General features: G+C 50.4%; 8 protein-coding genes. 3 read left to right on the top strand and 5 right to left on the bottom strand.

The genetic code is table 11. From position 1 onward, the window contains the following. Positions 1–1,743 carry an SGNH/GDSL hydrolase family protein gene (locus tag B2X65_RS09620; protein WP_290612275.1) on the top strand — a complete coding sequence of 581 codons (1,743 nt, stop codon included), beginning with the start codon at positions 1–3 and terminating at the stop codon, positions 1,741–1,743. 64 nt (positions 1,744–1,807) lie between these two features. Here B2X65_RS09620 and B2X65_RS09615 read toward each other — a convergent pair whose 3' ends face one another. From B2X65_RS09615 to B2X65_RS09605, 3 genes are all read right to left on the bottom strand, one after another. Further along, a complete protein-coding gene (locus tag B2X65_RS09615; protein ID WP_290612273.1) occupies positions 1,808–2,137 on the bottom strand; it encodes a hypothetical protein in 330 nt (109 codons plus the stop codon). Between the two features lie 140 nt (positions 2,138–2,277). Continuing rightward, positions 2,278–6,255: an alpha-1,6-glucosidase domain-containing protein gene (locus tag B2X65_RS09610; RefSeq protein WP_290612271.1), complete on the bottom strand. Its 3,978-nt coding sequence runs from the start codon at positions 6,253–6,255 to the stop codon at positions 2,278–2,280. Between the two features lie 98 nt (positions 6,256–6,353). Next, complete coding sequence (locus tag B2X65_RS09605) at positions 6,354–9,200, bottom strand: TonB-dependent receptor (protein ID WP_290612269.1); 2,847 nt, start codon at positions 9,198–9,200, stop codon at positions 6,354–6,356. A gap of 317 nt (positions 9,201–9,517) precedes the next feature. Between B2X65_RS09605 and B2X65_RS09600 the strand changes: the two genes are divergently transcribed. Next, complete coding sequence (locus B2X65_RS09600; protein ID WP_290612267.1) at positions 9,518–10,945, top strand: hypothetical protein; 1,428 nt, start codon at positions 9,518–9,520, stop codon at positions 10,943–10,945. A gap of 27 nt (positions 10,946–10,972) precedes the next feature. Here the strand turns inward: B2X65_RS09600 and B2X65_RS09595 are convergent, their stop codons facing one another. Then, positions 10,973–11,410: an OsmC family protein gene (locus B2X65_RS09595; RefSeq protein ID WP_290612266.1), complete on the bottom strand. Its 438-nt coding sequence runs from the start codon at positions 11,408–11,410 to the stop codon at positions 10,973–10,975. A 285-nt stretch (positions 11,411–11,695) separates the two neighbouring features. Here B2X65_RS09595 and B2X65_RS09590 point away from each other — a divergent pair, with 285 nt between their 5' ends. Then, positions 11,696–12,979: a pectin acetylesterase-family hydrolase gene (locus B2X65_RS09590; RefSeq protein WP_290612264.1), complete on the top strand. Its 1,284-nt coding sequence runs from the start codon at positions 11,696–11,698 to the stop codon at positions 12,977–12,979. A gap of 20 nt (positions 12,980–12,999) precedes the next feature. Here B2X65_RS09590 and B2X65_RS09585 read toward each other — a convergent pair whose 3' ends face one another. Further along, complete coding sequence (locus B2X65_RS09585) at positions 13,000–14,445, bottom strand: alpha-amylase family glycosyl hydrolase (protein WP_290612262.1); 1,446 nt, start codon at positions 14,443–14,445, stop codon at positions 13,000–13,002. Between the last annotated feature and the right edge of the window lie 15 nt (positions 14,446–14,460).

Raw genomic sequence — 14,460 nt, 5'->3', positions numbered from 1 at the left:
ATGCGAATTTGGATATTTCGGGCCATTGCCCTGGCATTACCGCTGCTGGTTGTCGTACTGGCAGAACTGGCGTTACGGGCAACCGGCGCTGGTGATAACTGGCCTTTGTTTAAACCAAACCCGGCCAATCCGGCTTATCTGGTAACTGAAACCGATATTGTTAAACGTTATTTTGCCAATAATACTCAGCTGCCAACCGTTAAAATGGAACCGGGGTTTCTGCTGGCAGACCAGCCTGATAACGCCATCAGGCTGGTGGTGCAAGGTGGCTCTACCGCGGCGGGTTATCCTTATGGCGGCGGAGCCTCGCTGGCTACCATGCTGGAGCAGCGGTTAAGTCGCACCTTTCCCGGACAACGGGTCGAGGTGGTGAATACTGCGCTCGCAGCCGTTAACAGTTACACCTTGCTGGATCTGGCTGATGAAATTATTGCCATTAAACCGGATGCCGTACTCATTTATTCCGGCCACAACGAATATCTGGGGTTACTCGGTGTGGGTTCGCACTATCTGGCCAGCCAAAGCCCTGCCGCTACCCGGCTGATTATCAGCTTGCGTAAATTACATAGTTTTCAGTTAATGGAGCAGTTGTATCAGCAGCTGAACCAGCCGCTGCAGGGCGCCGATGAAAGCAGCCGCACTTTTATGGCCCGGGTAGCACGCGAGAAAAATATTGTTTTAGATTCAGCCCAGTACCAGGCCGGGCTTCAGCAGTTTGATGCCAATATCAGCCGGTTGCTGGCTAAGTATCAGCGCGCTGGCATACCGGTGTATATCAGCACGCTGGTCAGTAATGTAGCCGACCAACCACCGTTTAACAGCAAACCGATCCCGGCAATGGCAGCACCACTGCTGCAACAATTGGCAAAGGCCAATACCGAGACGGGTGCAGCAAACAGCACCGATGCCGCTTTGCTTGCCACGCTCACCTTACAGGCAGCTGCCGAGCACTCAGCCGATTTTCACTATCAACTGGGTCAACATTACCAGCGGTGTGGTCAGCCTGAGCAAGCGAAATCACAGTTTCTGCTGGCCAAAGATCACGATTTACTGCGTTTTCGGGCACCCGAAGCCATTAACCAGAAAATTCGCGAGCTGGCAAGCCGCTACAATGCGACTCTGGTTGACAGCGAAGCGGCGTTTATCGCTAACTCGCCAGCGGGCCTGTTAGGAAACAACCTGCTGCTGGAGCATTTGCATCCTAACGTGCAGGGTTATTTTTTGCTGGCAGACAGTTTTTATAAAGCGCTGGGGCGCAATCAGGCACTGGGCAGTTGGCAGAAGCCGGTCCCCCCAGAAATTGCCTGGCAGGAGCGACCCATTACCCCAGCCGAAGAGTACGCGGGCTATTTACGTATTTTACAGCTTAAAGCCGATTATCCGTTTAGCCCGGAGCCGCAACAGGTGCAGTTCCCGCCTGCACAAACGGTGCAGCAGCAGTGGGGACAGGCGTATGTAGAGGGCAACCTGGACTGGTTAAGCCTGCAAAACCGCAATGCGCAGTATTATCACCAACAGGGCGATGGCGATATGTTGCTAAAAATCTTAAAAATAATTGCTGATGCGCTGCCACATGACGCTAATGCCAATTTGCAGGCGGCGCAAATACTGCTAAAAGCCGGTAGGACTGGCGAAGCAAAGGGCTATTTACAGCGTGCGTTATTAACCCCTGCACCGGTTACTGAGCCGCAGCAGGCCACCAGGCAACAGGCAAAGCAGCTGCTCAGCACTTTGGCACACTAAAGCAGGGCACACTAACAATTTAGCAGCAGGGCGCACTGACAGCTTAGTCTGCCCCTAAAGCCAGTTACTGACTGTCATCGCCGGCCTCAGCCTTGTTTGCTGCTGCCATGGCCACGCACTCAAAGCCATAGCCCCGCAGTTTATCGGCAAAGCTCGCAGCCTGCTGCTGACAATAGCCCGCTTCGTTACTGGCTTGCCACAGCACAGCGGTCGTCCCCTCTTTGGTGTATTGCACTTCACAGGGCAGCTCGCCACCCTCTGGGTAGTTCACCTCAATAACCCGTACTGCCTCACCCAGTTGGCAATGCATACTTTGCCCTTGCTCCTGCGCCAGCAACTGCTGGCTACTTAATAACAGTACCGATCCAACAATACTCACTAACACCTGCTTCATTCAGCGTCTCCTTTTACAGTAAAACCTGCATTAGTATAGACCAGCTTTCTTAAGCGGTTGGCGCTACGCAGCGTTTCGTTTTACTAACAGACATAAAAAAAGCTGCAGACCGGCTGCAGCTTTTTATCATTCTTAACGGCTTATTGCTTGGTCACCGTTAGCTCTGGTGTTTCGGTTAACGTGGCATCTAACAAGAAGTTATATACCGCGTTTTCGGCAAAGTTCATATTCAGGTTGTCATTACTGCCCTGAATACGCAGTGGTGTGCCCTCGGTTACTGTGGCACCAGCTGGGCCTGCGCCCATATTTACTGTGGCCCAGTCGCTGGAGGCTACTTTAAACTCGTAGCTGCCTGCCGTAATGCTGATATCCACGCTGTACAGGTTGGCGCCAAGATACTCAAAGGCATCGGCCTCGCCCCAGCCGTTCATACCACCTCGCAGGAACACAGTAGTGGAACCGTACGGTACATACTCGCTTACCGTCAGAGTAGGCGCCGCAGCATTTACCGCGTTTAGGGTAAACACATAAGCAGAAGTACCTGGTATGTCTATCCGCAGGTTGTCATTACTTGGTTCAATAACAATAGGCGTATCAACCACAACCTGGTTACCCGCAGCCCCTGCACCCAGATTTACTGCAGACCAGTCAGCTGATGCAACTTTAAACTCATAGCTACCTGCGTCGATATTCAATGTTGCGCTGTAAATACCCGCACCAGCATAGTTAAAGGCATCATCCTCACCCCAGCCATTCATACCGCCGCGAACAAACACGGTTGTCGCCTGGTATGGCGGAATATCCGGCGCACCTAAGGTAGCATCGGCCGCTAAGCCAGGGCCTTGCTCACCCTGCTGGGCTTTGACAAATACCGCCATGCTATAGGCTGGCACGGTAAAGGTGCCTTCATCAGTACCGGCAGTAAAGCTGGCCATGGTTACCATGCTATCAGCAGACGCTTGTTGCAGCGGATGTAAGTCAAAACCAGCGGCAGTAGGCACGGTATGTGACTGCTCCTGCGCCGTGCCGTTAATCATTACCACTAACGCATCGTGCATCGGGTCCAAATCGGTCAGGCCGCTGCCATCGTCAATCGACATGACAATCACACCCTGGGTCTGGTTGCTGCCAATATTATGAAAGCCCACCCGGTCGATGACATCCTGGCCGGTGGTTAAACGAAATAGCGGGCTGCCACTTCGAATAGCCAGAAACTCAGCAAACACATCAGACGCAAACATAATATCGGTGCTGCTTGCTCTGGCATTCGGGTTCAGGAATAAAGTCGCAATGCTATCCCAGCTATCACGGTTCTTCTCGGCCAGTGGTAAGCCTACTGCCCAGTTGTTGGTTTGCATGGTGAAATCAACATAGTTAAACCAGTCACCTGAGTCATAGCTGTCGCGGTCCATCGATTTTGAACGCAGGAAGTCACCACCCATTTGCAGGAACGGAATACCCTGACTCATTAACGGAATGGCAATAGCCATGTTCTGCGCCCGTACCCGCTCAGTCACCGTTAATGGCTGAGGTAACCGGCTTTGCAGAATATCCCACAGCGTTTCGTTATCGTGCTTAGAGACATAGTTGATAATATCTGCCGGATCTTCAGCGTAGCCTGCTGCCTGGCCGTTCCAGTTAGCACTGGAAGCCGGGCCGGTAATATCACGATAGTTTTTCAGCACATAATCTTTTAGGGTGCCGGCCAGGCTGATGCGGATAATATCCTGCTCGGCCAGGTTGCCATCGTCATTAACACCACTGAAAATAGCGGCACTACGCACACCCTCGCGGATCCGGTCATTAAAGGTACCCACTTCAGTACCGGCCATATCCTGCTGCTTAGCCTGGGTAAATAAGCGGTTATCTGCTACTTCACCAAAGTTCCAGCCCTCACCGTAGAAATAGGCCTTAGCATCAATAGCTCTTACTGCCTCACGGGCCGCTAACAGGTTGTCTTTCGGGTGATGATCCATAATGTCAAAGCGGAAATCATTAAAGCCAAAGTCACGGGCTAAAATAACCAGCGAATCTTTAATAAACTTGTCGAACATTTTGTGTTCGGTCGCGGTATTTTCACAACAGGTAGAGCGTTCAATCGTGCCGCTGACTTCGTTGTAACGGTGGTAGTAGCCCGGTACCAGTTTATCGAATACCGAGTTATCAAACAGGCCTGAACTGCTGGTATGGTTATATACCACGTCCAGCGCCACCCTAAGGCCAATATCGTTTAACGCTTTAACCATGGCACGCACTTCTTTAATACGTACCGCACCTTCCGGATTGGACGCATAACTGCCTTCTACCGCAATAAAGTGATGTGGATCATAGCCCCAGTTAAAGCCGTCAATCCGACGGATAGACTCAACCAGTGCCTGCGCATCATCACTGTAGGGCAGATAACCTTCCAGCAGAGATTGCAGCGTCGCGCTGTCACTTTCCACGCCACAGACCGGCGCATCGGCATTTAACGCACACAGCTGTGCTACGGTATCGGTTAAGTTAATCCGACGGTTTGCACGCTCTTCAATATTGGCCTGATCATTTAATGGCAATACATGAAAGTGGGTTAAGCCGTTATCAACCAGTTTTTTCAGATGACTTACCGGCGCAGAGTCCATTTCGGTAAACGCCAGGTATTTACCCCGGTTGGCCGCTGAGGTGCTGGCATCACGGATACTGAAGTCACGAACATGACCTTCGTAAATGACGCTATCTTCCGGGTTCGCGACCACCGGCACAGTGCGATCGCTCCAACCCTCTGGGGCTAGATCGTCATCGTCCAGATTAACAAACTGGCTGTAACGGCCATTGGTCGATAAGCTAACCGAATAGGGATCGGTACTTTCAATGGTTTCCACCGCCCGGGTTAACGGATGATAGACCGTGACTTCATAGCGGTAGAATTTGCGGTCCAGCGCTGTAGCTGCGCCAGAATAAGACCAGACGCCGGTTTGCGCATCCAGGCTCATCGGGTGGCTGGCGGCCACGGTTTTATCGCTGTTATACACTTTTAAGGTCATGCTGCGAGCTGTCGGGCCCCATACGGCAGCGCTAATATTACCATCCGCATACTGCACGCCTAAGTTGGCATTCAGGGCACTGCTTTCGCCACTGGCGTACAAGGCGTCCAGCACTTTGGCTACTTGCACATAACTGGCGGCAACCAGTTCACCTTCGCTGTTGTAAGCAGCCAGCGCCAACTGGTTTTTCGCCATTGTTTTCGCTTCATCTGCCGTAAAATCAACACTAAACGCAGCAGCGTTGGCCATATGCGGCACCAACGCTTTTTGCGCATCGCTCAGTTCTACCGGCGTTAGTTCAATGCTACTGCCTTCCAGCTCGTCATTATTGTTGACTTCCAGCTCAGCATCCGCTGAATAAAACAGCTTTACCACCGGCGCCGTGTCAGCTGCCGCGGCGTTCCAGATAAAGGTATTGGTATCAAGCCAGTGGCCTGATGCGCCCTGAATACTGACACCCAATGATAAGATCGGGAATTCAAACACACCGTTTACGCCTGAGAATACCCAGTTCATCCGGGCAAAATCGGGGTCATCCTGCGACAATGGCATTTTCATGTCCGGGCCAGGATCTTTGCCGGAATCTTCAGTGCCGATATGAATAATAAAGTTACCACAGGCTTCAGCGGTACCGGCGTAGCCAGGCTTTAAGTCAAGGATCCAGTAAGCGCCGTAATTCGGGTCAACCCCATCGTGAATCAGGCCATTGGACCAGGCAGACGCGACTGATGAAGCGGCATAGGCGTCGCAGGCTTCGTTGTTCCAGGTATGCAGCCGATAACCATCGTAGGCATCATCCTGCGGTCGGTTGTAAAACAACACGGCCTGGTTTTCGCCGGCAAACACTACCGGGTCGGGCGCATTTGGATCGCGACCACTGACGCAGCTTTCATTGCTGGCATCAGGAAAGGTACCGGTCGGGCAGGAAAGCGGTGGTGGGTCGATACAGGCACTGCCACCAGCATTCGGTATTTGCGGTACGTTACAGGTTAGCAGCTCTTGGCCTGGCTCGGTCGAATCACCGCAGCCGGCCAACACACTTAAGGTCACCGCCAGCGCGCTCAGTCTGAGCATTTTTTTTACATTGAAAGGCATTGGATTAAACCTTTTTATATTACGCATTATTCAGTTACTCCAGATTATTCTGTTACTCGTCAGTGCCGGGCAGGCCAGCGCCATGACGTTATGCCGGGTTAAAACGAGTACACGGCGCCGACAAAGTACTGGCGACCAAAAAACTGCAAGGTGCCGGTTTGTGCTTTATCACCAAAATAACTTTTAGTGGGCTCGTCGGTCAGGTTATTTACCTGGAACAACAACTTCAGATTGTCGTTAAACTCGTAACCAAATTGCATATCAACCACTAACTCACTGTCGAAGTTAGTTATTTGTTCATCTATCCCCACCTGGCTCGACACGAAAGGTGAGCGATAACGGGCGTTTACACGCGCTTCCACTCCTTCATGCTCCCAGAATAAGGTGCCGTTAAAAACATTTTTAGATAAGCCTTCAAAGGTAGTGGTAATCGCTTCACCGCCCAGGTCATTGATCAGCTCTATCTCACTTTCGGTGTAGGAGTAACTGCCGCTTACCCCCAGGCCTGACCAAAAATCAGGCAGAAAATCAAAGACATGGGTGTAGGCCAGCTCAAGACCGCGGATATAGCCGCCGCGATCATTGTTAACCGCAGTGGAAAACGCGCCATTGAAGGTGGTCCGTGGTACCCCATCTTCGTTAACAATCACGTCAGGCACATCAAAACCGGCGCCGGCGAAATCAAACTCTTGAATGGTAAAGTCATTGATAAAGTTTTTAATGTCTTTGTAAAACAAGGCTGCAACCACAGCACCGCTGCTAAAATAGTATTCGTAAGACAAATCGAATTGGTTAGCTTCAAAAGGCCGCAGGAACGGACTGTTCGAGCTGGAACCATTAATTTCGCCATCATCGCTGATATCGATTGAGGTATTGGACGCCAGGCGGTTAATTGGCGGCCGTGAAATCACTTTCGCAGCAGCAAAGCGCAGATAGGTCTTGTCTGTCAGATTTAAATTTAAATTGATGCTAGGCAGGTAATGCGTGTACTTTTCACCCAGAATGCTTTGCGCATACTGATTATTCACCAGGCCGGCATCATCGGTAATGTTTTGCGCACCACGCAGCACGTCACCGCCTACGTCTGTCAGGTCAGTGGCCGACTGATCGGTCGTCACCCGCCGCACACCAACATTACCCGTTAAAGGTAAATCGAAAATTTCGGTATCCAGGTTCGCCATTAAGTACGCGGCCAGTACATCTTCATATACATCACCACTTTGCAGTACCGACCAGCTGGTATCGACGTTTGAGGTTGGATCGCGGTTAACTACACCAACATTGCCTGCGCCCCAGGTTTGTACCGGCTGTGGCACCCCTTCCGGAAACCAGGCATTAAGCGCTTTATCCAGATCTATCGCTAAATAGCTGGGGTAGGTGGCAAAATCGCCGCTAAAATCGACCACGTCGACCATATCTGCCGTTAAGCGCAGTGGCGGCTGCGAATTTAAGAAGCCACCATCGCTGCCATATTCAAATACTGAGCGATCGTTGCTGTAAGTCCGCTCGGAATAGCGCACGCCCACTTCTACCGATCTGACGACCGGCAAATCGAGGTCATAACTCAAGTCCAGTTTTACCGCGTTCACTTCGTCACTGTTAACAAACGGATAAATACCGTATTTGCTCACCATTACCCGGTCGATATCAGAGAAGGCATCTGCCTGATTAAAGCCGACACTGGGTAAATTCATGCCGTTCAGTAAATATGAAATTGACACATTGGTATCAAACTGTGGCGTCGCGGCTGAGGCATCTTCTGCTACCAATGCCCACAGCAGGCCGTTTCTGAAATCGCTGCTGGCAGTGGAGTGCGACACATCAAACACCAGCTTGGTGCGATCGTTCACATCCCAGTTCGCGGCAACTCCGAAACTCTTCACTTCGTCGTAATCGCGGTTATCATCATTGACAATTTCTACCCGGGTGAAGCTTTGGGAAGTGCGGTTAAAGGTACCGCCAATCACTGAGCGATTGTTTAACACCGGGTTACCGACAGCGGCAGCGTCACCGCCAAATTTCACCCGAAAGCCGCGGGCAAACGACTCTTTATCAAACTGAGAAATAAACGCATCGGCTTTTAAACTAAAAGCATCATGCGGCTGCCATTCCAGTGACCCCAGGTAGCCGTTGCGGGTTTCTTCACCGCCCAGGTGCTGGATCTCAAAACCTTCACTGATAAACTCGTTTTGCTCATCTCCGGCCACATCTTTCTGGCCGTTATACGCCAGGCCAACAAACTGGGTGGCGACACTGGGCTGGTATAGCCTGGCGTAACCTAATGCCAGACCCAGGGTGTTATCTAAAAACTTGCCCTGGTAAGAAAAACTAAAGCGATGACCGGTATCCTGACCATCTGGCACTTCATCGGCGCGGTCATTGAACATACCGCGCAGGTTAACGTTAAAACTATGGTCTTTTTCATTCAGTAATACGCTGGCGGTTTTCAGCTCAACCGTACCGGCCACGCCGCCTTCAATTAATGACGCTTTGGGTGATTTATACACCGCCGCTGAGTTAATTAACTCGGATGGATATTGGTCAAACTCGATATTGCGTTTGCCGCTGGTAGAAACCTGCTCGCGGCCGTTTAAGGTAGAAAAAACGAAACCGCCTGACATACCCCGAATATTAATTTCTGCTGCCTGACCACCGGTACGCACCGCGGAAATACCAGGCAAGCGGGTAAGGGCATCGGCGATTGACACATCGGGCAAAGCCCCTAAGTCATCGGCCGAAATGGTTTCCGACACCACATCGCCAAAGCGTTTGCTATCAAGCGATCGAAACAGGCTGCTGGCAAAGCCACGTACCTGTATTACCTCAACCTGCTGCTCTTCTGCAGCATTGTCTTCTGCCGGCGGTTGTTGCTGAGCTACCGCCAACGAACTTAGCCCTGCTGCACTGACAGCAAGGCTAAGCAGACTAAGCTTAAACTTATTCATACTTTCGTCCCCGTTTTGTTATTATTGTTAGTTGCGCTTTCCATGCTACTAAGGCCATGCGACCGGGCACGAAATAATGCAGCCATCATTGTTGTAGCTTAGTTATTAACCTATTTGGGGCAACTGGCAATATGAATACGTATTCACAAGCGCTAAAATAGCGCAAGCTTCAGCTGGCAGTAACCAAACTGGTGCAAGGAACTGCCAGACTTTTCATTTTGGTTAACTCAGGCTATGTTTCGTGGCAAATGTCACGTAGCATACGTTAAGAGGTAAGAGATGCCTGCCACCCCTTCTGTAATAAAGGATGCTGTCCGGTGAAAAAATCCGCTAAAAGTTCGGTCATGGTGTACCGACTGGAACGTTTACTGGAGGTATTATATTCCAGTAGCGCCAGTTGCTTTTTTCAGCGCAGCAAAGCGTTTTTTGCCAGCTATCGCCAGCAACAAACGGAACTGAAACAAGCCGAACAACGTTGGCAGCAACTGCAGCAAGATCCCAAAGCGAATCAGACTCAGCGCCAGCAAGCCCGCAAGCAATACAGTGAATTACAGTATCAGGACGAAAAAGGCCGCTTGATGCGCTGGGCAGACTTGCAGCTGCTGGCTGAGCAGTTACTGCAGTTGTCGGAAGGCGACAACAACAGCGAAACCCTGGCCTTTAGTGCCCGCTTACTCGGCTGTCTGCAAATTATGGTGCCAACAGCCAAACGCCAGCGTGAACTGGTGCAGTTTGCTTATAAACCCCTTTACCGGGCGGTGCTGAGCCTGCGTCTGTTAGACCATTTGTTAGCACAGCAATCACTGGACGATCCTGCGCTGGTTAGCCATTATCAGCTACGCAACCGCCAGGCCCCCGATGATTGCCCGTACCGGCAAAACGTACAGTTACCTATTGTGATGGCGGTATTGTTGCAGGACATTGGTTTATTGCATCCCGAGGCACTGGGCATTGTGCAGGGCGAACTGGCTCAATTTGATTCTGGCCGGCCGTTAAGTCTGACAGACCGGGAGAGACTGCTTAAAATCAGTGGCGATGCCAGCATGGCCCTACTGCAACAGGGTTTTGGCATAGCCCCGTACATTGGCAACGACAGAACAGAGCGCGATAACTATTTTGCAGCCCAGCAGCAACGCTTGCAGTGGCTTAGCCAGTTGCTGCAGTTAAACCCGGGCGATAAAACGCTGTTTGGCAGCTTATTAAAGGTGCCGCAAGTGTATACGTCAATCGTATTACCTGGCCGGCAACGCTTTAATTACGCCCTGCTACCGAAGGCGGCGTTACTAATGCGGGAAGGGGCAAGGCGTAATGAATATAGCGGCCTGCTGGTTGATCAGTTACTGAGAATAACCGGCTTATTCCCCCAGGGTTATGGTGTGGTGTTTACGCCATTGGGGCCCGATCAGCAACCGCAGGACCGCTACGAATTTGCTATCGTTAACGGCCTGTACCCGCAAAAGCCAGAGCATCCGAATTGCCGGGTGGTCAGCCGCCAGCAACAGTATCGCAATACTGGTATCGACATCAGCCTGCAAACCGATTACAACCTGTATTTTAAAACTGCCCGTGAACGGCTGGAGGTACTACCCGAGCACCGTTTAAAAGCTCTGCTCAACGCCCTTTATCAGGATGGCGAAGAACGTTACCTGCGTAAACTGCTGCCCCGCTGCTGGCAGCCGGAGCAGTTTTTTCACGAGCCAGCGCACCAGAATTTATGGCAGAACGCCACGTTGAGACAGAACTAGCGCTGGCAAGCCTGGATTGCTTGTCGGCTAGTTGCCGTCAAATGACGTAATATCGAGGGTAACGTCGCAATTCAGTAGTTTAGAGATGGGGCAGTTGAGCTTTGCCTCTACCGCCGCCTTTTCAAAGTCGCTGCCATGCATACCCGGCACTTTGGCATCTAACTTAATCTCCGACTTAGTAATGGTAAAACCATCGCCGTCTTTTACCAGGGTAATTTCAACCTTAGACTCCAGGGTACCTTTGCTAAAGCCCTTATCAGCTAAACCGAACGCCAGCGCCATGGTAAAACATGACGCATGTGCCGCAGCAATTTGCTCCTCCGGGTTGGTACCGGTTTTATTATCAAACCGGGTATTAAAACCATAAGGTTGATCTTTTAACGCCCCTGATTGGGTAGAAACATGCCCTTTGCCGTCTTTGCCTAAGCCTTCATATTTTGCCGTTGCCCAATTAATAATAGCCATATAGTGCTCCTCATTGCTTCATTAGTGCTTATAACCATAGGCAAGAAGCAAACTTTATTCCAGCTTGTCCTGAGTAAGCTGGCACGGCGGCTATATGGTGGGACCGTGCTCTGGTTGTATAAAGTGTTCACGTTGTAAGGTAAAAGTTACCGGACACTCCTTTCAACGCTCACTGACAAAGCATAATTTATTTAACATGCGTTCTATATTTAGTCACAAGAGTGTTCTATCTTTTTAAAGTGGCAATATCGCCCCGCACCACTTAACGATGAAACGGACCCTCATATGAAACGATTATTATGGCTTAGCGCAGTAATGGTGTTAGGCACCATGACCGCCGATGCTCAAGGCAAACCTGCGGCGGCTGAATGGCAAGTGATCCCGGTAGATGCGCAAATGGACATTATCGATGAGCAGGGCATCAGCAAAACGATTCGTCCCAGCTGTGCTTTTGACACCGTGCAAAACCCCATTAACGGCGAACCCCTGGATAACGCGTTTCACTTTTACTTTAAGCAAGGCAAAAGTAAAAACCTGTTAGTTTATTTCAACGGCGGTGGTGCGTGCTGGAACGACGCCACCTGTGTGGGGTCTTTGGCTCTGGCAGGTGTACCCGGAGCGCGCCCGGCCTATAACCCGTCAATACTGGCCGAAAATTCGCCGTTAAATGCGGGCGGTGTTTTTGACGATAGCGAAAAAGATAACCCGTTTAAAGACTGGAGTAAGGTTTTTATTCCTTATTGCACCGGGGATATTCATATTGGGTCGAGTGATATTGTCTATGCCGATGTAGACGGCTCGATCACCGGCTATCCCGGCGCGCCGGTCACCGTTAAACACCGCGGGTTCGACAATTTTATGGCCGTTAGAGCATGGTTGACACAACATTTCGATGATAAAAAGCAGAAAAAAGTGAAAAAGCTATTGGTTACAGGCTCAAGCGCCGGTGGTTATGGCGCAACCTTACATTTCCCTTATTTACAGGCCGCTTTTCCTAAAGCAGATAGCGCGTTGTTTGCCGATGCGTCTTCAGCGGTGGTTACCCAGGGTTTTATTGATAGTGTGTTTGATTTTGACCAAGTGTGGAATGTGGAAGCCAGCCTGCCATTGCTGTTTAGCGAAGGGTTAACCACCTATTCTGCGCTGGGGTTTAATGCTGAAATTTTCACAAGATTAAGCGAAGCCTACCCAACAAGCCGGTTCGCGCAATACACGACCCAACTCGATTGGGTGCAAGTACAGTTTTTAAAAATTATGGACCAAAACGATCTGGGTAATACCAATCCTTTCACGTGGGGGATAAACGAATATGACTATCTGTATTTCGCCGAGTGGAATGCCAGAATGGAAGCCTCGTTAAGCTTTTTATCCGAGACAACAAACAACTATCAGTACTATATTGGTAGCGGAAATATCCACACAATTCTGACAGATGATTTTGCCACCCTAGAGGTACCACATCCGTTTTACCAAGAGCAAAGCGCCGCCAATTTGAAATTTACCAAATGGTTAGAACGTTTTACTAAAAAGGGTAAATTTAAACCACACAGCGTTAAGTATTCAGACTAAGTTTCAAAAGGCCAGCCTGGTTAACGTTTCAGGAACACTTTAAACCCCCAGGCTGGCAATGTCAGCGAGGTATCAGCGGCAAATTCAACATTGCTGTTAATGAAATACTCTCGGTAAATACCATGATGCAGGTGGGCTTTAAAGCTTACCTGCTGTGGTTTATCTGAAAAGTTAAATATCGCGAACACCTTGCTGTTGTCATCCTGGCGTACAAAACTTAGTACTTGTGCAGGCTTGCTGTTGTGTACCGGGATCATCCGGGCACCCCAGGTTGAATTCCATAGCGCAGACTGCGATTTTTTGAGCTGAATCAGCTTTTCATATAGCCCGCCATTGGCATGTTCACGCCAGACAATAGGGTCTTTCTCAAAGAATTCCAGTCGTTTTTCGTTGCCGGCTTCCTGGCCGTTGTATAGCATCGGTATACCTTCACTGACAAAAGACAATACCGTGACTGCCGGCAGTGCTTCACCGAACATTTCAAACTCGGTGCCTTCCCAGGCGTTCTGATCATGGTTGCTGGTACCCAGTAAGCGCATAACCTGCTGTGGAAAGTATTTCTCGTTCCACGAATAGTAGACATATAACTTATTGACGTCGGCGTGGCCGGTGACGGCGGCATGTACTGCCTGATGCCAGGTCCAGCCATAGGTGGCGTCAAAGGCCTTAGCATGAAAATCACGGCCTTCAAACTCCGCCAGCATAAACACCGGCTTTATCTGCTCAAGCTCGGTGCGGACATTTTCCCAAAAATCCAGCGGTACAAAGCCGGCAACATCTGCCCGGAAACCATCAAAGCCAATGTCTTCAACCCAGTACTTCATTGCCGCAGTCATATACTGGCGCAGCGCCGGTTTGCGGTAATCCAGCTCGATAATATCGCTCCAGTCCCACCAGGGCGTTGGCCGGAAATCTCCCTTCCAATCGCGGATATACCAGTCAGGATGCTGCTGCACTAGATTACTGTCCCACGCCGTATGATTGGCCACCCAATCCAGAATAACGTACATACCTTGCTGATGTGCGGCGTTTATAAAGGCCTTAATATCTTGCTTAGTGCCAAACTCCGGGTTGACGCCGTAGTAGTCTTTTATCGAATACGGGCTACCCAGGCTACCTTTGCGGTTTACTTCGCCAATTGGCTGAATGGGCATCAGCCACAGAATATCCACCCCCAGCGCTTTCAGCCTTGGCAGTTGCTGCTGCGCGGCGACGAAGGTGCCTTCAGGGGTAAACTGGCGGGTATTTATCTGATAAATTACCGCATCTTTACTCCACTGCGGGTGACTGAGCTTTACATAGGGCTCGGGTTGGTAGCGTTGGCGTGAACTGTCCGTCATGGTAACCCCCTGGCTGCCGGCAGCGGCGTTATCGGATACGTTAATGTCAGACATATTGCCAGCACAGCCGCTAAGCAGTAATCCAGCAAGGATCCATAAGCCGTTGCAGTATTGTAAGGTATTCATTGCATAATTCCTCTA

This window comes from Arsukibacterium sp. UBA3155, from assembly GCA_002364615.1.
Taxonomy (GTDB): Bacteria; Pseudomonadota; Gammaproteobacteria; order Enterobacterales; family Alteromonadaceae; genus Alishewanella.
This window is presented reverse-complemented; position numbering and strand designations above follow the sequence as displayed.